This window comes from Xanthomonas sp. WHRI 6108, from assembly GCF_040202385.2.
Taxonomy (GTDB): domain Bacteria; phylum Pseudomonadota; class Gammaproteobacteria; order Xanthomonadales; family Xanthomonadaceae; genus Xanthomonas; species Xanthomonas arboricola.
Genome location: NZ_CP168198.1, coordinates 812,189 through 833,812, shown reverse-complemented (window position 1 = coordinate 833,812; position 21,624 = coordinate 812,189). Strand labels below are relative to the sequence as shown.

Genomic DNA, 21,624 nt, shown 5'->3' with positions numbered 1-21,624 from the left:
AAGCACTGCTGCGACTCAGCGCCAGTTGCCGATATCGGCATTGTCGGCGTCGCCGCCTTCGGCACCATCGGCACCGAACGAGTAGACGTCGAAGCCACCACTGCGGCCCGGGCGGCGGTATTGATACGCATGGCCCCACGGATCTTCCGGCAGACGGCGGATATAGCCGCCCTGGCGATAGCGCTCGGGCCGGGTCAATCCGCTCGGCGCATTGAGCAAGGCCTGCAGGCCCTGTTCGGTGCTCGGGTAGCTGAGGTTGTCCAGGCGATAGGTCTCCAGCGCCTGCTCCAGCACCGCCACGTCGGCACGCGCCTTCTCGACCATGGCGCGGTCCTGGCTGGGCATCACGTTGATCATCACCACCGTGGCCAGCAGGCCGATGATGACGATGACCACCATCAACTCGACCAGGGTGAAGCCGCGCGTTCGCGCTTGCGAGGACAGCGAGCAAGAACGTTGGCGGTGACGGATGGACTGCATGAGGATCTCCAGGGATGGGCGGCCGCGCTCAACCAAGCGCGAGGGTGTTGAATTGCAGGATGGGCAGCAGGATCGACAGCACGATCACCGCCACCACCCCGCCGAGCAGCACGATGATGGCCGGCTCCAGCAGGCTCATCGCCGCGGTGGTGAACGACTCGAACTCGCGCTCCAGATAATCGGCGGCGCGCTCCAGCATCGGCGCCAGGCGCCCGCTGTTTTCGCCGCTGGAGGCCATGTACAGCAGCGTCGGTGGAAACACGCCGGCGCGCTTCATCGCCGCAGCCAGGCTGCCGCCCTCGCGGATTGCCGTGACCATGTTGTCGGTGGCCAGCCGCAAGGCGCGGTTGTCGACGGTGCGCGCGGCGATCATCAGGCCTTCCATCAACGGCAGCCCGCTGTTGACCATGATGGCCAGCGTGCGCGCCATGCGTGCGGCGTGCAGGTCGCGGATCAACCGGCCGAGCAAGGGCGCGCGCAGCACCGCACGGTCGGCCGCCAGGCGTAACTCCGGGCGCTTGAGCAGGCGCAGCGCTGCGATCACCGCAATGACCAGTGCCACCAGCAACGGAATGCCTGCATGCAACAGGAAGTTCGACACGCCGATCACCGCGCGCGTCAGCCATGGCAATGCGCGGCCCATCGAATCGAACTGGTCCACCACCTTGGGCACCACGAAGGTCATCAGCACGATGACCACCGCACCGGCAGTCAGGGCCAACGCCGCCGGATACACCAACGCAGACTGCAGCTTGCTGCGCACCTGCGCCTGCCGCTCCAGCAGGTCGGCCAGGCGCTCCAGCACCTGCGGCAGCGCCCCGGCACTCTCGCCTGCGGCCACCATCGCGCGGTACAGCGGCGGAAACGCAGTGCCCTGGCGCGCCATCGCATCGGACAGGCGGAAGCCCTCGACCACCAGCCCGTGCATCTGGCCGGTGACCCGGCGCACGCCGCGCCGTTCGGATTGCGTGCCGATGGTGCGCAGTGCTTCTTCCAGCGGCGCGGTTTCCACCAGCGTGGCGAGTTGCCGGGTGAACAGCACCAGATCCTTGCCACTGAAACGCGCCGGACGCACGCTGCTGGCCGCCACCGCCGCCTCCACGCGTACCGGCACCCACTGCCGCTGCTCCAGTTGCGCACGCGCAGCCTGTACCGTGTCCGCGCTGATCACGCCCTGACGGCTGTGCCCATGCAGGTCGAGCACGGTGTAGTCAAACCGCGGCATGCGCATCGTCCTGCTGGCGGGTCACCCGCAGCGCTTCTTCCAGCGTGGTGAGGCCTTGCAGCACAGCGGCGCGCGCGGCATCGCCCAGGCGCGCTGCGCGTGCGAAGGCCGCTGCAGCCAGGGCATCCTCGTCGGCGTTGTCGCCGATCAGGCGGCGCATCGCATCGTCCACCGCGATGGCTTCGTAGATGCCCACGCGCCCGGCATAACCGCTGTGGTGGCAGGCCGCGCAGCCCACGGCGGCGTAGATGGTTGCATCGTCGGGCGCCTGCAACATCTGCCGCGTGCTGGCATCCAGCGGGCGCGGTGCGCGGCACTGCGTGCACAGGCGACGGACCAGGCGCTGCGCCAGAATCAGCCGCAGGCTCGACGCGAGCAGGAACGGTTCGATGCCCATGTCGCGCAGCCGCGTGACTGCGCCCACCGCATCGTTGGTGTGCACGGTGGACAGCACCAGGTGGCCGGTGAGGCTGGCCTGCACGGCGATCTGCGCGGTCTCGGCGTCGCGGATTTCGCCGATCATCACCACGTCCGGATCCTGGCGCAGGATGGCGCGCAAGCCGGCCGCGAAGGTCATGCCGACACGTGCATTGACCTGGGTCTGGCCGACGCCGTCGATGGCGTATTCCACCGGGTCCTCCACCGTGAGGATGTTGCGCGAGCCATCGTTGAGCAGGCTCAGCGCCGCATACAGCGTGGTGGTCTTGCCCGAGCCGGTCGGCCCGGTCACCAGCACGATGCCGTTGGGCACCTGCAGGGCGCGCTGCACGGTGTGCATCACCGCCGGTGGCATGCCCAGCTGGGCCAGCGACAAGGTGCCCTGCTCCTTGTCCAGGATGCGCAGCACCACCCGCTCGCTGCTGCGCGTCGGCAGCGTGGACACGCGCACGTCCAGCGCCTTGGCGCCCATCACCAGCGACACGCGGCCATCCTGCGGGATGCGTTTTTCGGCGATATCCAACCGCGCCATCACCTTGACCCGCGACACCAGCAACGGCGCGATGCGTCCGGGCAAGGTGGCCGCCTCGCGCATCACCCCATCCACGCGCAGGCGCACGCGCAGCCGCGATTCGTAGGATTCCAGATGTACGTCCGAGGCGCCCAGGCGCGCGGCCTCGGCGATGATGCCGTTGATCAGGCGGATGATCGGCGCATCGTCCTGGCTGTCGAGCAGATCGGCGGTAGGGATGTCGTCGATCAACGAATCCAGGCTGCCGTGCAGGTCCAGCGCCTCGACCTGCACGCCCTGCTCCATGCCGGCATCGGCGTAGATCTCCGACACATGCCGGTCGAACACCGACGGCGCCAGCGTGCGCACCTGCAACGGCATGCCCAGCGCACGCCGCAGCTCGATCAGCGCCTGCACGTCGCCGCCTTCGCGCAGGCCGATCTGCGCGGCGCTGTCGCTGCCCAGCAGCACCACGCCGTGGCGCTTGGCAAACGCGTAGGAAATGCTGGCGCGCGCGGTATTCATGGCATCAGCGCTGCGCGGGACGCGCGCCGGGCGCCGGCGTTGTTGCCGGTGCGGGCACGGCCGACGATGGCGCGGCCGGCAGCTGCGGCGGCTGCGCGCGCAGGTAGTCGCGCACCAACGCATCGAGCGCGGCTTCCGGGTCGCCGTCGGCCAACTGGCGATCGCGCAGATAGGTATAGCGCGGCGCGGTCATGCGCTGCGCATCGGCCGCGTCGCGGATGATGGTCGGGCGGATGAATACCATCAGATTGGTCTTGTCGCGATTGCGCGACTTGTGCCGGAACAGCGCGCCCAGCCCGGGCACATCGCCCAGCAGCGGCACCTTCTCCACGGTCTGCCGGTCGTTCTGGTCGAGCAGGCCGCCGAGCGCGACGATGGCGCCGTTTTCCACCACCACGCGGGTTTCGATCTGGCGCTTGTTGAACACCAGCTCCGACGACTGCGCGCTGACCGGCCCGGCAATCGCCGAGACTTCCTGCTTGATCGCCAGGGTGATGCCGCCGGCGGTATTGATCTGCGGGCGCACTTCCAGCTCCACGCCCACGTCCTGGCGCTGGATGGTGCGGAACGGGTTGTCGTTGGCCGCGCCCAGCACTTCGCCGGTGGTGATCGGCACTTCCTGCCCGACCAGGATGCGCGCCTGCTCGTTGTCCAGGGTCATGATCGACGGGGTCGACAACAGGTTGGAGCCGGTGTCGCTCTTGACCGCATCGATGATCATGCCGAACACCGCATCGTTGCTTTGCCCGGCCAGCCCGATCAGGCCGCCGCTCAGGCCCAGCAGCGATTGCGCGGCCACATTGCGCGCCTGTTCCAGCACCGAATCGTCGTCGCCGTTGTTGCTGCGCGTGCCGGCCGCCGCTGCGGCCAATGGCACGATGCCCGGCGAGGCGCCGCTGTACTGCGTGGCGATCAACGGCACCGTGCCATTGCGCCCGGCCAACAACAGCTGCACACCCAGACGCTTGGCGGCGGTGTCGGAGATCTCCACCACGATCGCTTCGACCAGCACCTGCTCGCGATGCACGTCCAGCTGACGGATCACATCCATCAAGGCACGCTGGGTTTCCGGGTCGGCATTGATGATCAAGGCGTTGGAGCCGGGGTAGCGCACGATCACCGGGCGCTTGCCGGCGGCCGGTGTGATCACCTGCGTCTGTGCAGCGCCCGTAGCGCCGGCGGCCACATCCACCGCGTTGGAACGCGTGTCCTGCCCGGGCTGTGCCTCGTTGCCCGGGGTCTGCCCGACCAGCTGCTGCAACACCGGCAGCAATTGCTCGGCGCTGGCGTGCTGCAGCCGCACCACGCTGACATCGCCGCGACGTTCGGCGCGCCCGTCCAGATCCACCGCGGTACGCACCACCCGCTGCACCAGCGCCGGGTCGCCGCGCACGATCAGCGAATTGCTGCTTTCCACCGGCAACACCGACAGCACGTTGCTGCGCTCTCCCCCCTGCCCGAACAGCGAGGTCAGCGTGCGCGCCAGTTCCTGCGCAGAGCTATTGCGCAAGCTCACCGTGTCGATCGCCGCGCGGTCGGTGTCGATCTGCGCGACCAGGCCGCGCACCCGGCGCAGGTTGTCGGCATAGTCGGCAATCAACAGGCTGTTGCCCTGCGGCATCGCCATGATCACGCCGCCGCGCCCGATCAACGGTTTGAGGATCTCCGCGGCGCTGCGCGCATCCACACGTTGCAGGGTGAACACCTGCGTGGCAAATCCCAGGTTGCCGTTGGCGGCGCTGGCCGGCTGCTGTGCAGCGGTATCGTCGGGAATGATGCGGTAGGTCGACGGCCCGCTGGACACCGCGATCAAGCCATTGGCACGCAAGACCGCCAGCAGCATGCCGAGCAGATCCTGTTCCGACATCGCCTGCGCACGCGCCACGTTGACCGTGCCCTGCACGCGCGTATCCACGATGAAGGTGATGCCGGTGGCACGCGACACATCCTGGATGAAGGCGCGCAGGTCCACATCCTGCAGGCGCACGGCCGGCGCATCGGCGGCATGCAGCGACAGCATCGGCACCGCCGGCAGGGTGAGCAACAACGTGGCCGAAAAGAGCCATCTGGGGCGGGCAGCAGTCATTGCGGGCGCTTCAAGGTCATGGTGTGGGTCTGGCCGTCGCGGCGGTAGGTCAGCGTGGCCGCCTGGCCATCGCGCAGTTCGTCCTGCAGCTCGCGCAGGTGTTCGGCATCGAGCGTGCGGCCATTGAGTTGGGTGAGCACATCGCCCGGCGCCAGGCCGGCCTGGCGCAGCAGCGCACCATCGCCGCGCGGCATCACGGTGAAGCCACTGCCGTCTTCGCTTGCACGCAGGCCGGCGGTGGTGAGCAGTTGTTGCGGGTCGACGGCCGCCGCCGTGGCCGTGCCGGCCGCGGTGCCGACATTCGACGTCACCGCAGGTGCGCCGCCCGCTGCTGCCGTCGTGGTCGTTGCCGGCGATGTGGCCGCCGCAGACGCGGTGGATTCCACCAAGGCCAGACGTCGCACGCCGCTACCGGTACGCAGCAGCACGTGATCGCTCGCGATCGCCTGCACCGTCACGCCAGCCACCACGCCATCGCCGATGCGATACGCCCCCTGCCTGCCGTCGCCGCTGCTCAGGAACGCAGCCGCTTGCGCGCCACCCGCGCGTACGCCATGCAACACGATGCCGTCGCTACTCGCCTCCGCAACGCTGCGATAGAACACATCGCGGCGCAGTACCGGCAATTCCGCCTGTGCAGGCGTGGTGACCTGGGTGGTGCCCAACGGCCCGATCGGGGCGATCACCAACCACATCACGCGCGCGCACTGCAACGCGAGCAAGGCCAGCAGCACGCAGGCCAGTGCGCTGCGGCCGCGCGCCGACATCAGGGGTTTCAAGGAGGGCAAAGCGCGCTGCAAAGCGGACATCCGTCTCAGGATTGCGGTCGGATGACAGAATGCGGCAGCAATGTGTCAGTTCGAAGAAAGTGATGACACAGTCCGACACACGGCGACACAGACCCAGATGCAAACGCCCGCCATGCGAGGCAGGGCGGGCGTTTGCGATACCGGCAGCGGGCGTCGAATCAGAAGCGCGCTGTCACACTCAGGTCATACGTCACCCCGGGCTGGTACTCGTACAGGTCCACCCGATTGCTGCCCAGGCTCTGATATTCCTGGTACTTGGTCTTTAGCAGGTTGCGTGCGGCAAAGTTCAACGACAGCGTATTGCCCGACCACACCAGGCCCTTCTTGATCACCAGATCCAGCGAGGTGCCGGGCTTGTCGATGTAATCCGGTTGCCCCGGCCGGCCACGCGCGGACACCCGCTCGCCGACATAGTTGGCGATCAAGGTGGCCTGGCTGTGGGTGCTCTCGCTTTCCACGCCGATCTGCAGGTTGGCGATGTCATCGGATTGCCCCTGCAAGGCCGAGCCATCGCGGATGAACAAGGTCGCCTGCACCGGTGCGGTGAAGCCGAACGGCTGCACGGTGTCGCCATCGCTGGCACTCACCTCCGACTTGGTGCGCGTGTAGTTGCCGGACACGAACACCCGCTTGTCGCCCCACCAGTCGGCCGCGATCGGCAGGTCCAGATATTTCTTGGCCTCCAGCTCGATGCCGTACAAGGTGGCCTCGGGCGCATTGATGAAGCTCTGCACGATGCCGCCGCCGGGTGCATCGTTGACGATGGCTTCGATCGGCTTGTCGATGCTCTTGTAGAACGCGCCGACGGTGAAATACTCGCCCGGCTCGAAGAACCACTCGTACCGCGCATCCAGGTTGACCAGCTCGCTATCGACCAGGAACGGGTTGCCGAAGAACTGGCGGTCGATGTCCGGGTCCAGGTACTGCTGCGGCGCCATCTCGCGGAACTGCGGGCGCGCGATGGTCTTGGATGCACCAAAGCGCAGCTGCTGGTTCTCGGCAAAATTCCAGGTCACCGTGGCCGATGGCAGCGCGTAGCTGTTCTCCAGCGGTGCCACGCTGTCCTGGCGCACGCCAGTGAAGATGTCGTACGGATGCACCGCCTGGGTGGCGTCTTCGTAACGCACACCGACGGTGGCGCGCAGGGTCGGCACGATCTCGCCCTCGGCCTGCAGATACGCCGCCTTGACCTTCAGGGTCGCATCGTACGCGGCCGCACCGAAGCTGCCGGTGGTCTCGCGCAGGCGCAGCAGATCGTTGCTGAGGTTGTAATCGGAGATCAGGTAATCCACACGCTGGAACTGGTTGTAGAACGGCAGTGGGCCGTCCAGCGCCAGGAAGCGGAACTCGCGGCTCCACGCGCTGCGGTCGTTGTCCAGATAGGCCAGACCGCCCTTGACGGTGAAGTCGTGCTCGATCGGCAAACGCCAGGTCACATCCACCCCGCCGCTGGCCACCTTGTCGTCGACCTTGCTGAAGCGGGTGTAGTTCTGCACGCGCGAGGCATCGTGCGCCCAGTAGCCATCGAGCAACTCGTAGCGAATGCCGGTTTCGTACGGCACATCGCGGCTGGCATTGGCCACCGCTGCGCGCCATTCGATCTTGAGATCGTCGTACTCGCCGAACGCGTGCGTGCCGCGCAGCTGGTTGTTGATCAGCTGGCGCTCGTACCACTCGGTGTTGTCGTCACGCACATCGAAACCGGCCAGCTCATCGCGGCCGGCACGGCTGCGTGCCACTTTCAAAGCATCGTGCACATACAAGGTGGTCCAGCCGATGGTGTGGCGGCCGTACTCCCAGCCCAGGCCCAGCATGCCGTTGGTGCGCACGTTGTTGCGGGTGGTGGCGAAGTCGTAGTTGGAATTGAACTCGACCGTATCGCCGACAAAGATGCCGTCCTGCTGCTTGCCGGTGCGCGTGCGCCACTCGTTGTCGTAGCTGGCCACCGCGATGATGCCCAGCTTGGCCTCGCCCACGTCCATGCTGTAACCGGCACTGCCGCCGACATTGACGTCCGGGGCGATGCTGTCCTTTTCCTGCAGCACATACAGGTTGGCGTCGTTCAAGCTGCGGCCGATACGGCGGATGTCCTCGCGCGAGAAACTGCCCAGATCCACGCGCCGGCCGCTCTGGATCGCATCGCGCAACGCGGCAGGCTGCTTGCGGGTGCCGTCGTCGTAGCCCCATTCGTCATCGCCGGAGCCGTAATAGGTCAGGCCTTTTTCGCCGGTGCTGACGCTGTTGACGCCGCCACCCACGGTCAGCGACAGGAACGGTTTGTCCGGCACCGCCATCGACTGCAGATCGATCACGCCACCGCCGAATTCGCCCGGATAATCGGCCGAATAGGTTTTCTGCACGGTCACGCTGGCCAGCACGTCGCTGGGGAACAGATCCAGCGGCACCACGCGCTGCATCGGCTCGGGGCTGGGCAACGGCGAGCCGTTGAACAATGCCGACGAATAACGCTCGCCCAGGCCGCGCACATACACATACTTGCCGCGCGACAGGCTCAGCCCGGTGACACGCGTCAGCGCTACCGCCGCGCTGCTGTCGCCGGTGCGCTCCATGTCCTCACGGGTGACGAACGATGCCACCTCCGAGGTCTGCAGCATCGGTTCGGGAATGTACTCGCCGCGCACCACGACCTGGTCGAGTTGCTTGGGCGCACTGGTGGCGGTGCTGCTGCCGCTGGCAGAGCCGGCATCGGTGGTGGTCGACTGCGCCAGCGCAGCGCCGGAAAACAGCAAGGTGGAAATGGAAAGAGACAGGCCCGTCCGCGAGAGACGGGCGACAGCGGAGGTTCGCATCGTGGGAGCCCTGGCAACTGAAAGATGAAGCTGGACGCATCACAAGGCAGCCGCGCGGGCTGCCTTGCGATGCTGTGCCTCAGCAGGGACGATCGGCGGTCAGGCCACAGGTCCAGCCCTGCCACCAGGTGTCGTTGGCATCGCGCACGCCACCGATGTAGTTCACCTGCTGGAAGAAGCTGCTCACCCCGTTCAAGCCCTGGAAGGCCGGCACGGCGCTTTCGTTGGCGCCATTAACGAAGGTGTTCTGCAACGTGGACACGCCGTTGGCGACGTTGTTGGTGCCGGCCGCGAACTGGGTGGCCGCACGCGCGTCGCTGCCGAAGGCCGTCGGGCAGGCGAAGAACACCGAGTTGAAGGTCCCGAGCGTGTCGGCATCGGCCAGGTTGAAGCACACCAGGCCATCACCGCTGCCACCGGCCGGACGCGTGACGACCGAGTTGTAGAACGCGGCCTGCGTGCCCTGGTTGAGCATGATCGCCGCACCGGCGCGCGCATTGCCCACGTAGGTGAAGTTGGCCACCTTCGGGCGCGAATACGGCTGACGGCGCAGGCTGCTCCACTCGTTCATGCGGTCGCCGCCACCGGCGCGCTGCACCACGATGCCGAACTGCAGTGCGCCGTTCCAGCCGGCGTCGGTATCCAGCGAATCGTCGTCGGCGCCGGTGATCACGATGTGGCTGCCGTTGACGGTGCCACCGAACCATTCGATACCGTCGTCGGAGCTATTGTGGATCTGCACATGATCCAGGCGCGTGCCGCTGCCCACGCCGGCCAGGGTGATGCCCTGCAGCTCGTTGTTGGGCGAAATTTCGAAGCCCGAATACATCACCCGCAGGTAGCGCATGGAGCCGCTGTTGTCGGTGGCGCTGTTGCCGCCGTAGAACGCATTGGTACCTTCCACCTGCGCCTGACATTCCGGCGTACCGGAGACCGTGGTGCCCGGGCAGTTGTTGATGGCCGCACGGCCCAGCACCACGATGCCACCCCACAAGCCGATGGTGTTGGCGCTGACCTGGCCCTCCAGCGCCTGGCGCGCGGTGAACACGATCGGGGCGGTGGCGCTGCCTTCGGCAAAGATCTGCGAACCGCGGTTGACCACGATGTAGTCGCTACCCGCCGAACCGAACAGGGTCACGCCCGGCTCGATGGTCAGGATGCCCTGCGTGCTGCCGGCGGCCGGTGCGATGGCGTTGCCGCCGCGGTCGGTGCCCACGTTGACGCGTCCGCTGATCGAATACGCCGTACCCGCACGTGCCGGCACCACCAGGTTGCCGTTGATGGTGTCCGGCAGCTGGCAGGCGCGCAGCGTGTTGTTGGCGATGGTGCCGACGTTGGAGAAACCGGTCGGGCAATCGGCGGCCGGGCCGGTCGGTGCCGGAGCGGGCGTCGGTGCAGGCGTGGGCGCCGGGGTCGGTGCGGGAGCCGGCGTCGGTGCCGGCGGAAATGCGCCCTCGCCGGGCGAGGCGACACGATCGGCACCACCACCGCAGGCCGACAAGGCCAGCGCGGTACCAAAGGTCATGAGAAGTGTCTTGCTGCTATTGCGAACGGACATGCGGCTGATCTCCAGGTCAAGAAAGGTCCGGTATGAAGAGGAGTCGTCAAGAATTGGTTGCGTTCCGCTCACTGCAGTGGCGAGCACGTTCAAGATCCCCGTCACTTTTATAGGGGCTGTCTGTTTCATTTGTCTTACGACGACACAATTGACACATGCCTGCCACACATTGACATGCACTGTAGGAGGATGACTCCGCCTCCCATCCCCGCTGCCCTGGGCGACTGGATCATTGCGCAGGCAATGGCCGGCCAGCCGCCCGAACAGGCGCTACAGCCGCTCCTGGATCAGGGCTGGAACGAACAGGACGCCATCGACGCAGTCGAGGCCCTGCTGCGCGACCACATCCACCAGCACGCGCAGACCCATGGCCTGCCGGTGCCGGTGCGCGTGCCGGCAGTGCTGCAGTACAACGATGCCTCGTTGCTGGACCTGGGCGATCGCCAGGTGCGCGTGCTGGTCAGCCTGTTGCTGCCGCGCGTGGTGGTGCTGGGCGATTTCCTGTCCGATGCCGAATGCGAGGCATTGATCGCACTGGCGCAGCCACGCCTGGCGCGTTCGCGCACGGTGGACAACGACAACGGCGCGCAGATCGTGCATGCCGCACGCACCAGCCACAGCATGTGCCTGCAGCTGGGGCAGGATGCGCTGTGCCAACGCATCGAAGCACGCATCGCCCGCCTGCTCGACTGGCCCGTGGACCACGGCGAAGGACTGCAGGTGTTGCGCTATGCCACCGGCGCCGAGTATCAACCGCACTACGATTACTTCGACCCCGCGGCCGCCGGCACGCCGGTGTTGCTGCAGGCCGGCGGCCAACGCGTCGCATCGCTGGTGATGTATCTCAACACGCCGGAACGCGGCGGCGCCACGCGCTTTCCCGATGCGCACCTGGACGTTGCCGCCGTCAAAGGCAATGCGGTGTTCTTCAGCTACGACCGCCCGCATCCAATGACACGCAGCCTGCATGCCGGCGCACCGGTCCTGGCCGGCGAAAAGTGGGTGGCGACCAAGTGGCTACGCGAACGCGCGGTACGCATGCCCGGCTAACGCTCCGCAGAACACCGGCACCAGCGGCCGGCACGTACCGACGCGACCAGCCCCCCCCCTGCCGCCTGCCACCCAAGCCTGTCGCGCCGGGCCAGCCACGCCTGGTCACCGGAGCTGCTGCCGGCCTCCAATCCTGCTGACCGCAGCCACCGCTGAGCGCGGTGCGAAGCGCGCTGGCTGCCGCGATCCAGCCCCGGGCAGCGCACGCGCACCGCGAGCGCCCTGCGGCTCGGATCGAAGATTTGTCATTTATGTTATAATATTGCAAAAGATGCCACATTCGGTTTCCCACTTCGCATTGGTGCTGTCCGATCCATGAAGATCCACATTCTCGCGGCGGCCGTCGGCGCCGTTCTGCTGCTCCCTGAGGCACGCGCACAGTCGTCCGATTCAGCGCTGACGCTCGGCAAGGTCGATGTCCACCAGCATGGCGAAGGCCAACTCACCGCGCATCAGGTACTGACCTCGGTGGACGTGCTGGGGGCAGATCAGATCGAGGACAAGAACGTGTCCTATAGCTGGGAGCTGCTCGGGCAGATGCCCGGCATCCAGCTCACCGAAACCCGGCAAGGCGCCGAATCGGGCAAGGTCAGCTTTCGCGCCTTCAACGGCGAGGGTTACCTCAATGCGATCAAGACGCTGATCGACGGTATCCCCAGCAACGTCAACAGTGGCAACCAGCGCTTCATCGACATGCTGTTCCCGCTGGAAATCAGTTACATCGAAGTGGTACGCGGCACCAATGATCCGCGCTACGGCCTGCACAATATCGGCGGCAACATCAATTTCGGCACGCGCCAGGGCGGCAGTTACACCGACGCGCGCCTGACCTACGGCAGCTTCAACACCCGCGATGCGCAGCTGGCCGTGGGACGCGAACGCGACGGGTTTGCGCAGAACTATTTTGTCGGCGTGCAGGCCTCCGATGGCTACCGCGACCACGACACCTCCAGCAAGTATTCGTTGGGCGGCAAATGGTTCTACGGCAACCTCGACGACGGCATGCGCATCGGCCTGACCGCACGCGTCTATCACAACCAGGCCGACGAACCCGGCTTCATGACCGCAGCGGAAATGCAGGCAGACCGTCGCAGTTCGGACCTGCGCAACCGCAACGACGGCGACGACCGCGACATGCGCCAGTTCGGCGTCCATCTGGATCTAAAGCTGGCAGACGGGCTGTTTTTCGGCACCAAGCTTTACTCCAACCGCTATCACGACGACCGCCGGGTGACCTTCAGCGACCTGCCCACCGGCAATGCGCCACGCCAGCGCCGCATCTGGGACGAGACCCAGGTCGGCATGCTCAACACGCTGACCTGGCGCAGCAGCGACACGCTCACCCTGGAAGGCGGCATCAACTACGAGCATCAGGACAACGCCTACCGACGCGAGCGTTTCAGCTATGCCGAGCCCACCGATTTCAATGCCACGCCGGCACGCATCCAGAACGACGACCGCCATACCTTCGACAACTGGGGCGCCTACGTGCAGGCGATCTATCAGCCGACCGAGGCGCTGAAGATCGTGCCGGCCTACCGTGTGGACCGCTTCGACGGCGACACCCAACTGCCCGGCGGCGTTCGCGCGCCGCTGCAGCGCTACGGCACCATCGAGCAGCCCAAACTGAGCCTGGTCTACGCCTTCACCCCGACCACCAACGTCTATGCCAACTGGGGCCGCAGCTTCCAGGTGCTGACCGGGTCCACGGCGCCGGCTTACCTCACCGCCGGGCAGGCGGACGTCCGCCCGTCCACCAATACCGGCGTGGAGCTGGGCATGAAATTCAGCCCGTTCCAGGGCGGCCAGGCGCGCATTGCGGTGTGGCAACAGGATGCGGCCAACGAAGTCTCCAACATGCCCGCCACCGGCACCACCGTCACCCTGGGCAAGACACGCAGGCGTGGGGTGGATGCGCAGATCAATGCGCAGCTGGGCGACAGGTGGACGCTATGGGCATCGCACGCGTACCAGGAGGCAAAGATCGAACGCGACGACCGCGATGCCAGCGTGTCGCTGGTCGGCCGCGAAGTGGCCGCAACGCCGCGTTACATCAGCAACGTCGGCGTCGAGTACCGCCCGACCGCTGCGCTGCGCTTGGGAATGCAGGGCCGCGCGCAAGGCGACTACTATCTGGAGGAGCGCAACCTGGCCGGCAAATACGGCGGCTTCGCCATCCTGGATCTCACCGCCAGATACACCATCAACCCCGCCTGGAGCGTGGATCTGCAGGTCCGCAATGCCACCGGCCGCGAGTATGCCTACGTGTGGTACGACAGCTTCTTCTGGACGCAGGCGCAGCCGATGTTTTCGCCAGCGTCAGGGCGCCAGCTCTATCTTGGCCTGAACATGAAGCTGTAACCCGCGCATCCACAGGCTGCGATCGACGTCTCATCCGATGATGTACGCGTGGCTGCTACCCGATGCAGCCATGCGCCGGATCCGGGACTCCACACACTGCAGGCAGCTGCCACGACATCCCGCTACCCGCTGCCGATGCGTCAATGCGCCATCGCAAGTAAACCGCCCGATAACGGCAGTGCCTGGCGCACACGCGCATTCGTACACGCATGCGCACACGCAACTCAACCCCGCGCGAACAGGCGCTGGTCGATCCGCAACATCACAAGACACAACGGCGTCCACGCCAGGCACAGGCCTGCAGCAATGCCCAGCGTGTCGGCCAGCGCATCGTATGGGTCGGCGCTTCGGTTGGTCGTCAGTGCGCCTTGCGCGATCTCGATGCCAACGCCTAAAGCCACCAGACCGATGGCCGCACCAAGCTGCGCGCGGCGCGTGGCAAACAACTGCACCGCGCCCCAGCACAACAGCGCGAAGGTCAAAAAGTGCTCGGCCTTGTCGCTGTTATCCGGCAGCTCCGGAATCTCCGGAGGCGGCCCCAGGCAGACCGCGATCACCACCACGATCGCAGCGATCCACAACCCCACCCACAACCGCGGCCGATGAAACGGGCGCAGCGTCTGCGTCACAGCCGCCACGTGAGATCGCCCGCCAGAAATGCCGGCGCAAAATCGACGTCGCGCGCAAAACCCATCACCTGGAAGCGCTCGCCCATTTCGCTGGGCAAGGTCAGCCGCTTGATTTGCTCGCGCAGCCGCATGCGCCCTACTTCGTCGGTGCGCGTGTCGGCCTGCGCCAACAACGCATCCAGGCCATTGCCGAGCAGAAAACTCGCCTGCGTGCAGTAGCCGGCCAACTCGAAACCGGCTCCGGTGCCGGCCTCCGCCAACGCGGTGAAGTCCACCGACGCAGTCAGATCCTGCAGGCCCGGCCAGCGATACAAATCCTCATGCATACGATGGCGATAGAACGCGCGCAAGGTGCCGTCTTCGCGCTGCGCACGATAGAACTCGCCACGCGGGTAACCGTAATCGACGAACAACATCGCGCCGCGCTTCAGACCGCCAGCCACCGCCTGGATCCAGTAGGGCAACTGCGGCAGCAGCTCGGAGCGATAACCATCGGCGAAGGGCTGCTCCAGATAACGTTCCAGATGCCGCACTGCCGCGCCCAGCAAGGCATCGGCCGGCTGCTCGCCGCGCGCGAATTGCTGCTGCGCATCCAGCACCACGGTTTCTTCATACACCTCGCCGTCGCGCAGCGTGAAGCGCGGCGTGGGCAATGCGTCGATCACTTCGTTGGCGAACAGCACCCCGTCCCAATCGTCCGGGAACGGCCCGTCCAGCCACTCGACCAGATCGAAGACCGGCGGGATCAGGCTGCGTCCCAACCGCTCGCGCTGACGCTCGCGCAGGTCGGCACTGGGCTCCAGGATCGCGTAACGCTCCGGCAGCGCATCCAGCTCGAGCAGACGCTTGAGCGTGACTTCGGCAAATGCACCGCTGCCGCCGCCCACTTCCAGCACGCGCGCCTGCGGCCCGAGCTGCTGCAGCACCGGTGCCAGCGCCCCGGACACGGTGGCCGCGAACAACGGCCCCAGCTCCGGTGCGGTGACGAAATCGCCAGCCTCGCCGAACTTGCTGGAGCCGGCGCTGTAATAGCCCAGACCCGGCGCGTACAACGCCAGCTCCATGAAACGCGAGAACGGAATCGCACCACCGGCGGCGGCGATCTCGGCGCGCAGATGCGCGGCCAGCCGGTCGCTATGCGCCAAGGCGTCCGGATCGGGAGTAGGAAGGTCGGCGTGCATGCGGGCACCGGTTGCGGGGACAATGCACAGGATAGCCGAGCCCTTTGCAACGCCGAGCGAGTACGCCATGACAGACAGTTCCAAGGTGGTGTTGATCACCGGTGCAGGTCGCCGGATCGGCGCGCAGATCGCCACCACGCTGCATGCGGCCGGCTACCGCGTCGCCCTGCATGCGCACCGCTCCGGCGCGGCGCTCGGCGCGCGTGTAGCGGAGCTGTGCGCCCTGCGCGCCGGTAGTGCACAGGCCTTGCACGCGGATCTGCGCTTGCCGGAGGCACCGGCGCAGCTGGTCGCCGACTGCATCGCCGCGTTCGGCCGCCTGGATGGCGTGGTCAACAATGCCTCCGCGTTCTACCCCACCGCGCTCGGCGCAGCGACAGCCGCGCAATGGGACGAGTTGTTCGCAGTCAATGCACGCGCACCGTTCTTCATCGCCCAGGCTGCCGCCGCGCAGCTGCGCCAGCATCGCGGTGCCATCGTCAACATCACCGACCTGCACGCGCAGCAGCCGATGCGCAATCACCCGCTGTACGGCGCGTCCAAGAGTGCGCTGGAAATGCTGACCCGCTCGCTCGCGCTGGAGCTGGCACCGGAGGTACGCGTCAACGCGGTCGCGCCCGGCGCGATCCTGTGGCCGGAGCAAGGCAAATCCGCAGCGGCCAGGCAGGCGCTGCTCGCACGCACGCCGCTGGCTCGCATCGGCACGCCGGAGGAAATCGCCGAGGCGGTGCGCTGGCTGCTGGACGACGCCGGCTTCGTCACCGGCCACACCCTGCATGTGGACGGCGGCCGCCAGCTCAGTTGAGCTGCAACGGCGCTAGCGCGCCACATCCAGCGCCGGGGCCGCATCCAGCGCCACCGTCATGAACGCGATGCCGTGCTGCGGGTGCGCCTGCCACAGCGCGGCCAGGGTCTGCCCGCTCAGCGGGTCGACAAAATCGGGCGCGATATCGGCCAGCGGCTTCAACACGAAGGCATGCTTGAGCTCGGGCCGCGGGATGCGCAGATGGCCGGGGCCTTCGATGATGCAATCGCCGAAGAACACCACATCCACGTCCAGGGTGCGGTCGCTGAAACGCGGGCCGCTGCGATCGCGGCCGTGCGCATCTTCAAGCGCATGCAGCCAGTGATCCAGCGCAGCCAGGTCCATGTCCGTGTCCAGCGCCACGGCGTTGTTGACGAAGTCCGGCCCGTCGAAGCCCACCGCCGGCGTGCGGTACGCCGGCGAGACGGCAAGCTGGCCGAAGCGTGCGCGCAAGGCGTCGACGGCCAGGCGCAGGTAGTGGGTCGGCTGGACGTTGCTGCCGAGGCTGAGAAGCACGGTGGTCATGCGTTATTCGCGCATGCGGCCAGCGTGGGCGTCAACTGTTGCAATCGTGTCGCATCTGAGCCTGCCCGCCCGCAGCGCGCCAGACCCTGGCCTCAGGCCGCTTCCAGCGCATGCGCCACCGCGCGGAACACCCGGCGCATTTCCAGCGGTTTGCGCAGCACATGCACCGGGATGTCCGGCGGAAAATGCGAACGTTGCAGCGGCGCGCCGACATCTTCGAGCACGATCGCCGGGCCGTGGTAGCCCAGCTCCTGCATGCTCAACAACACGCTCACCGCCGAGAGCTGGATGATGTCGCTGTCGATGATCACCAGGTCCGGCATCGCGTGCTGCTGCACCAGTTGCAGCGCCGCCGCGCCATCGGTGGCCAGCTGCGGTTGATAGCCCTGGCTGGACAAGGCATTGCCCAGTAGCGACAGGCGCGTGGCCTCGCCATCCACCAGCAGGATGCGCTGCCCATGCCCCAACGCCAGCGGCGGCTCGGTGTCGGCAATCGTCACTGCGGCCGCACGCATCGGCACGATCATGTCGAACCGCGTGCCCTCGCCCAGGCGGCTGTCGACCACGATGCTGCCGCCGTAGCTTTCGACGATGCGCTTGCAGGAAATCAGCCCCAGGCCGGTGCCATCGGCCTTGGTGGTGAAGAACGGACTGAACAGGCGTGCGCGGGTATCTTCGTTCATGCCCACGCCGGTGTCGGCCACGCTCATGCGCACGCGCGTGCCGTCGTGGCGATCGGCCGACAGGGTCAGCATCCCGCCGCCCGGCATCGCCTGGATCGCATTCAGGCCCAGGTTGAGCAGGCATTGCTGCAACTCGGTGTAGTTGGCCTCGATGGTCAGATCCAGCGGGATCGTGTCCATCTGCAGGCGCACGCCGTCGGGCAGGCTGCTCTTGAGCAACATCTGCACGGCCTGGAACAGGCTGGCGATCGACACCTGCTCGCGCGGCTTGTTGGAGCCACGCACGAACGAGAGCATCGACTCGGCCATCTCGTGCCCGCGCCGGCCGCACTCGGCCACCACGTTGGCCAGCTGGCGCAGCTGCGGATCGTCGGTGCGTCCGGCCAGCAGGTCGGGCACGATCAGCAACGGCTGCAGGATGTTGCGCAGGTCGTGGCTCAACCCGGCCGCCAGCATTGCCAGGCTTTCCAGCCGTTGCGCGCGCATCAGCTCGCTCTCCACGCGCTGGCGTTCCAGGTCGGCGCGCGCCTCGCGGATCGCGCGGATCACCGCGCTCGGCAGACGGGTCGGGTTGTGCTTGATGATGTAGTCGTTGGCGCCGTCCTGCAGCGCCTTGACCGCGGTCTCCTCGCCCATGGTGCCGGAGACGAAAATGAAGGGCGTGGCGCCGCTCTGGCGCACCAGGCGCAGCGCCTGATGGCCGGAAAAACCGGGCATGCTCAGGTCCGACAGCACGATGTCCGGCTGGAATTCATCCAGTGCGGCACGCAACGACGGCTCGCTGTCCACACGCTCGAACGCCGCATCCAGCCCGGCATCGAGCAGCTGATCGGACAACAGCTCGGCGTCTTCCGGTGAATCTTCCACCAGAAGGATCTTCAGCTGCTCCAGTTTGCCCCCCTCTTGCAGCATGGGTCAGTCCAGCTCCGGTGCCTGATTGATGACCGCCCAGAAGGTGCCGAGCGTCTTGACTGCGTTGAAGAACTGATCCACGTCCACCGGCTTGACCACGTAGGCATTCACGCCCAGGTCCCAGCTGCGGGCCAGGTCGCTCTCCTCGCGCGAGGACGACAGGATCACCACCGGCAGGCGCTTGAGCGACTCCTCGCTGCGGATCTGCTTGAGCACTTCCAGCCCGTCCAGGCGCGGCATCTTGATGTCCAGCAGCAACACCGCCGGCAGGCCTTCCTCGCGATCGGCGAAGATGCCCCGACGCAACAGGTAGTCCATGGTCTCCACGCCGTCCTCGACGTGCACGATGGGATTGGCCAGGCGGGCTTCGCGCAGCGCGTCGACGGCCATTTCCGCATCGGCCGGGCTGTCTTCTGCCAGAAGAATGGTACGGATGGCGGTCATACATTGAACTCTTGGTTGGGCGCTTCAAGCGCAGGAGGAAGCACAAAATAGAACGTGGCGCCTTCGTCGACCGCGCCTTCGGCCCAGACCCGGCCGCCGTGACGCGTCAGCACACGCCGCACGCTGGCCAGGCCGATACCGGTCCCGGGATATTCGCTGGCCTTGTGCAGGCGCTGGAACACGCCGAACAACTTGGCGCTGTATTCCATGTCGAAGCCGGCGCCATTGTCGCGCACGCTGAACTGGTGGCCGCCGTCGGCCATCGGCGTATAGGTGACCTCGATCCTGGCCACCTCGCGCTTGGTACTGTATTTCACCGCGTTGCCGAGCAGGTTCATCCACAGCTGGCGCATCATGTTCTCGTCGGCCACCAGCACCGGCAACGGCGCGATATGCCAGTCCACACGGTGGCCGGTGTTCTCGCTCTGTACGTTGGAATCCAGGATCGCGCGGGTTTCCGACACCAGCGACTGCATGTCCACCGCCTGCAACCGCAGCGCGCTGCGGCCCAGGCGCGAGTACACCAGCAGATCGTCGATCAGCGACGCCATGCGCCGCGCCGAGCTGCTGATCACTTCCATGTAGTGACGCGATTTCTCGTCCGCCGCATCGCCCAGGTGGCGCGCCAGCTTGTCGGAGAATCCGGCCACATGGCGCAGCGGCGCGCGCAGATCGTGCGAGACCGAATAGCTGAAGGCTTCCAGCTCGCGATTGACCTCCGACACCTGCTCCACCTTGCCTTCCATCTGCCGGTTGAGCTCCTGGATGCGCAGCTGCGAGGCCTTCTGCAGGCTGATGTCGCTGACCGTCATCAGCACCACGTCTTCGTCGCTGGTGTCCGGCAGCGGCATGCGCCGCGCGTTGATCAGCATGGTGCGCTGCACGCCATCGGCGGCGCGCTGCTCGTGTTCGTAGTCCCACAACTCGCGGCCGCGCAGCAACACGTCGGCCAGCCGCTGATGGATCTGCGCATCGCGCCAGACGCCATCGCCCACGTCCTCCAGCGGCATCGATTCGTTGCCGCGCTCGTCCAGCCCGTACAACTCGGCAAACGCCGGGTTGTGCAGCAGGATGCGCTGGCCGGAATCCAGCAGCACGATCGGCTCGCGCACGGTCTGCAGCACCGACGACGCGCGGCCGTTGGCGCGCAGGTATTCCTGCTCGGCGGCCAGGCGGCGACGGATCTGCCGCTGCAGCAACCAGGTCACCGTGCCCAGCAGCAGCAACTGCACCACCAGCGTGCCCCAGCTCAACACCGCGTAATGCGTGCGTTCGGTGTCGGCGCGCGCACTGCGCAACTCCAGCAGCTTGCCCTCGGCGTCCTGCAACTCGTCGATCAGCACGCGGATCGGGTTGTTCAGGGTCATGTCGTTGATCAGCAGACGGATCTGCTCCGGCGCGGTGGTCACCGCAATCCGCTCGGCCAGCAACAGGCGCCGCTCGATGGTGCTCTGGATACGCCCCATCCGCACCTGCTGTGCGGGGTTGTCCTTGGTCAGCACGATCAGCCGCTGCACCGCAGCCAGCGACTCGCGCCGGCCGCGCCGCATGCGCTCCAGCAGGGCCGGGCGCTGCACGCCATGCGAGCGCATCAAGGCCGCAGATTCGGTATCGCGCATCGCCGCTTCCAGGCGCTGGGCGGTCTCCTGCACCTCCTGGCTATGCGACACCCACACCGCGGCCTGGTTGGCGTTGTGCGCCATCTGCTGCAGCAGCAGCGACGGCACCACCACAATCAGAAACACGGCAACCGCCAGTAATGGCAGGCGCCAGCGATCCCATCTGTCTTCTTGGACCGTTGTCTGCATTGCTAGGTCTGTATCCGCTCGCTGCCAAGGCCCCGAAGGCAAGTCGGCATTGTCTCCGATCAGGCTCAGGATGAGATTAACGATTCAGCCTGATCACTCCCACGGCGACATAGCTGAATGGGCATATCATAAGTGCAGTAAACGTGAAAATGGCGCGAGCGCCCAGCCGCCCGTCGGCGTGCCCGTCGTGCGCGCAGGCAACAAAAAAGGCGCACCCCATGGAGTGCGCCTTGTGCTCGGTTCAGCCGCCTCGCCTCGGCTGGCCCGGCATTCGCTACCGCTGCAATTACATCTTTGCAGCGACGACCTTTAGGCCGGTGGACTTGACGCTCTTGACGCCTTCGATGCCCTTGGCAACTGCCACGGCCTTGTCGTGCTCGGCCTTGGTGGCAACCGTGCCGGTCAGGGTGACGATGCCGTTCTTGGTCTCGACCTTGACGTCGGTGCCCGACACATTGTCAGTGGCCAGCAGATCGGCCTTTACCTTGGTGGTGATCCAGGTGTCGGTCACCGGCTTCTTGGATTCGTTCATGTTGTCGGCAGCGTGATCCTTGTGCGCGGCGTGCTCCTGCGGCGCAGCGAATGCCTGCGAGGCACCCAGCGTCAGACCGAGCGACAGCGCCAGGGCCAGCAGCTTGCGTGCATGTGTGATGTTCTTCATCGGATGTACCCTCCTGTGAATGTGGCCGCAGTCTGCAGTGGCGCTCGTCGTGCACACGTGACTGCCGGATGCAGGGGTTGTGAACCCGGCACACACGCGTGGGTGCAATACCATGCAGGCCTC

At 66.4% G+C, this 21,624-nt stretch carries 17 protein-coding genes; 3 read left to right on the top strand and 14 right to left on the bottom strand.

Going from position 1 to position 21,624, the window contains the following annotated elements; translation table 11 throughout:
• Nucleotides 1–15: 15 nt before the first annotated feature.
• The 7 genes from gspG to ABQ039_RS03495 form a co-directional block, all read right to left on the bottom strand.
• On the bottom strand, nt 16–480 hold the full coding sequence (gene gspG, locus ABQ039_RS03525; protein ID WP_104556017.1) for a type II secretion system major pseudopilin GspG: 465 nt from the start codon (nt 478–480) through the stop codon (nt 16–18).
• A gap of 28 nt (nt 481–508) precedes the next feature.
• Nucleotides 509–1,705 (bottom strand): type II secretion system inner membrane protein GspF, encoded by a 1,197-nt coding sequence (gene gspF, locus ABQ039_RS03520; RefSeq protein ID WP_349778174.1) that lies wholly within the window; start codon nt 1,703–1,705, stop codon nt 509–511.
• Nucleotides 1,692–3,179: a type II secretion system ATPase GspE gene (gene gspE / locus ABQ039_RS03515; protein WP_349778173.1), complete on the bottom strand. Its 1,488-nt coding sequence runs from the start codon at nt 3,177–3,179 to the stop codon at nt 1,692–1,694. The genes gspF and gspE overlap by 14 nt, the downstream gene beginning before the upstream one ends.
• Before the next feature lie 4 nt (nt 3,180–3,183).
• Entirely contained in the window at nt 3,184–5,265 is a 2,082-nt protein-coding gene (gene gspD / locus ABQ039_RS03510; RefSeq protein WP_349778172.1) for a type II secretion system secretin GspD, read from the bottom strand.
• Nucleotides 5,262–6,074, bottom strand: coding sequence for a type II secretion system protein N (locus ABQ039_RS03505; protein WP_349778171.1), 813 nt, complete (start codon nt 6,072–6,074; stop codon nt 5,262–5,264). The genes gspD and ABQ039_RS03505 overlap by 4 nt, the downstream gene beginning before the upstream one ends.
• Nucleotides 6,075–6,232: 158 nt before the next feature.
• Entirely contained in the window at nt 6,233–8,884 is a 2,652-nt protein-coding gene (locus ABQ039_RS03500) for a TonB-dependent receptor domain-containing protein (RefSeq protein WP_026063987.1), read from the bottom strand.
• A 79-nt stretch (nt 8,885–8,963) separates the two neighbouring features.
• Nucleotides 8,964–10,442 (bottom strand): hypothetical protein, encoded by a 1,479-nt coding sequence (locus ABQ039_RS03495; RefSeq protein ID WP_024939662.1) that lies wholly within the window; start codon nt 10,440–10,442, stop codon nt 8,964–8,966.
• Nucleotides 10,443–10,631: 189 nt separating this feature from the next.
• On the opposite strand from ABQ039_RS03495, the gene ABQ039_RS03490 reads away from it, so the two are divergent.
• Nucleotides 10,632–11,492 carry a 2OG-Fe(II) oxygenase gene (locus ABQ039_RS03490; RefSeq protein ID WP_349778170.1) on the top strand — a complete coding sequence of 287 codons (861 nt, stop codon included), beginning with the start codon at nt 10,632–10,634 and terminating at the stop codon, nt 11,490–11,492.
• A gap of 315 nt (nt 11,493–11,807) precedes the next feature.
• Complete coding sequence (locus ABQ039_RS03485) at nt 11,808–13,853, top strand: TonB-dependent receptor (RefSeq protein ID WP_349778169.1); 2,046 nt, start codon at nt 11,808–11,810, stop codon at nt 13,851–13,853.
• 224 nt (nt 13,854–14,077) lie between these two features.
• Here the strand turns inward: ABQ039_RS03485 and ABQ039_RS03480 are convergent, their stop codons facing one another.
• Both ABQ039_RS03480 and ABQ039_RS03475 read right to left on the bottom strand, forming a co-directional pair.
• Nucleotides 14,078–14,446 (bottom strand): VanZ family protein, encoded by a 369-nt coding sequence (locus tag ABQ039_RS03480; RefSeq protein WP_202397592.1) that lies wholly within the window; start codon nt 14,444–14,446, stop codon nt 14,078–14,080.
• A 32-nt stretch (nt 14,447–14,478) separates the two neighbouring features.
• Nucleotides 14,479–15,732, bottom strand: coding sequence for a class I SAM-dependent methyltransferase (locus ABQ039_RS03475; protein WP_024939666.1), 1,254 nt, complete (start codon nt 15,730–15,732; stop codon nt 14,479–14,481).
• Here ABQ039_RS03475 and ABQ039_RS03470 point away from each other — a divergent pair.
• Entirely contained in the window at nt 15,731–16,468 is a 738-nt protein-coding gene (locus ABQ039_RS03470) for a pteridine reductase (protein ID WP_024939667.1), read from the top strand. The genes ABQ039_RS03475 and ABQ039_RS03470 overlap by 2 nt on opposite strands.
• Before the next feature lie 12 nt (nt 16,469–16,480).
• Here ABQ039_RS03470 and folK read toward each other — a convergent pair whose 3' ends face one another.
• The 5 genes from folK to ABQ039_RS03445 form a co-directional block, all read right to left on the bottom strand.
• The gene (gene folK, locus ABQ039_RS03465) at nt 16,481–16,993 is read right to left on the bottom strand and encodes a 2-amino-4-hydroxy-6-hydroxymethyldihydropteridine diphosphokinase (RefSeq protein WP_046345647.1); all 513 of its coding nucleotides are present in this window, start codon (nt 16,991–16,993) and stop codon (nt 16,481–16,483) included.
• 92 nt (nt 16,994–17,085) lie between these two features.
• On the bottom strand, nt 17,086–18,588 hold the full coding sequence (locus tag ABQ039_RS03460; RefSeq protein WP_024939668.1) for a hybrid sensor histidine kinase/response regulator: 1,503 nt from the start codon (nt 18,586–18,588) through the stop codon (nt 17,086–17,088).
• Nucleotides 18,589–18,591: 3 nt separating this feature from the next.
• On the bottom strand, nt 18,592–19,032 hold the full coding sequence (locus ABQ039_RS03455; RefSeq protein ID WP_016900854.1) for a response regulator: 441 nt from the start codon (nt 19,030–19,032) through the stop codon (nt 18,592–18,594).
• On the bottom strand, nt 19,029–20,840 hold the full coding sequence (locus tag ABQ039_RS03450) for an ATP-binding protein (protein ID WP_024939669.1): 1,812 nt from the start codon (nt 20,838–20,840) through the stop codon (nt 19,029–19,031). Before ABQ039_RS03450 ends, ABQ039_RS03455 begins: the two co-directional genes overlap by 4 nt.
• A gap of 286 nt (nt 20,841–21,126) precedes the next feature.
• Nucleotides 21,127–21,501, bottom strand: a complete 375-nt coding sequence (locus tag ABQ039_RS03445; protein ID WP_024939670.1) for a BON domain-containing protein — start codon at nt 21,499–21,501, stop codon at nt 21,127–21,129.
• Nucleotides 21,502–21,624: the final 123 nt, after the last annotated feature.

Bases quoted from the DNA above. Each gene is read 5' to 3' on its own strand.
- gspG (WP_104556017.1), bottom strand. From the start codon at position 480: ATGCAGTCCATCCGTCACCGCCAACGTTCTTGCTCGCTGTCCTCGCAA.
- gspF (WP_349778174.1), bottom strand. From the start codon at position 1,705: ATGCCGCGGTTTGACTACACCGTGCTCGACCTGCATGGGCACAGCCGT.
- gspE (WP_349778173.1), bottom strand. From the start codon at position 3,179: ATGAATACCGCGCGCGCCAGCATTTCCTACGCGTTTGCCAAGCGCCAC.
- gspD (WP_349778172.1), bottom strand. From the start codon at position 5,265: ATGACTGCTGCCCGCCCCAGATGGCTCTTTTCGGCCACGTTGTTGCTC.
- ABQ039_RS03505 (WP_349778171.1), bottom strand. From the start codon at position 6,074: ATGTCCGCTTTGCAGCGCGCTTTGCCCTCCTTGAAACCCCTGATGTCG.
- ABQ039_RS03500 (WP_026063987.1), bottom strand. From the start codon at position 8,884: ATGCGAACCTCCGCTGTCGCCCGTCTCTCGCGGACGGGCCTGTCTCTT.
- ABQ039_RS03495 (WP_024939662.1), bottom strand. From the start codon at position 10,442: ATGTCCGTTCGCAATAGCAGCAAGACACTTCTCATGACCTTTGGTACC.
- ABQ039_RS03490 (WP_349778170.1), top strand. From the start codon at position 10,632: ATGACTCCGCCTCCCATCCCCGCTGCCCTGGGCGACTGGATCATTGCG.
- ABQ039_RS03485 (WP_349778169.1), top strand. From the start codon at position 11,808: ATGAAGATCCACATTCTCGCGGCGGCCGTCGGCGCCGTTCTGCTGCTC.
- ABQ039_RS03470 (WP_024939667.1), top strand. From the start codon at position 15,731: ATGACAGACAGTTCCAAGGTGGTGTTGATCACCGGTGCAGGTCGCCGG.
- ABQ039_RS03475 (WP_024939666.1), bottom strand. From the start codon at position 15,732: ATGGCGTACTCGCTCGGCGTTGCAAAGGGCTCGGCTATCCTGTGCATT.
- folK (WP_046345647.1), bottom strand. From the start codon at position 16,993: ATGACCACCGTGCTTCTCAGCCTCGGCAGCAACGTCCAGCCGACCCAC.
- ABQ039_RS03460 (WP_024939668.1), bottom strand. From the start codon at position 18,588: ATGCTGCAAGAGGGGGGCAAACTGGAGCAGCTGAAGATCCTTCTGGTG.
- ABQ039_RS03455 (WP_016900854.1), bottom strand. From the start codon at position 19,032: ATGACCGCCATCCGTACCATTCTTCTGGCAGAAGACAGCCCGGCCGAT.
- ABQ039_RS03450 (WP_024939669.1), bottom strand. From the start codon at position 20,840: ATGCAGACAACGGTCCAAGAAGACAGATGGGATCGCTGGCGCCTGCCA.
- ABQ039_RS03445 (WP_024939670.1), bottom strand. From the start codon at position 21,501: ATGAAGAACATCACACATGCACGCAAGCTGCTGGCCCTGGCGCTGTCG.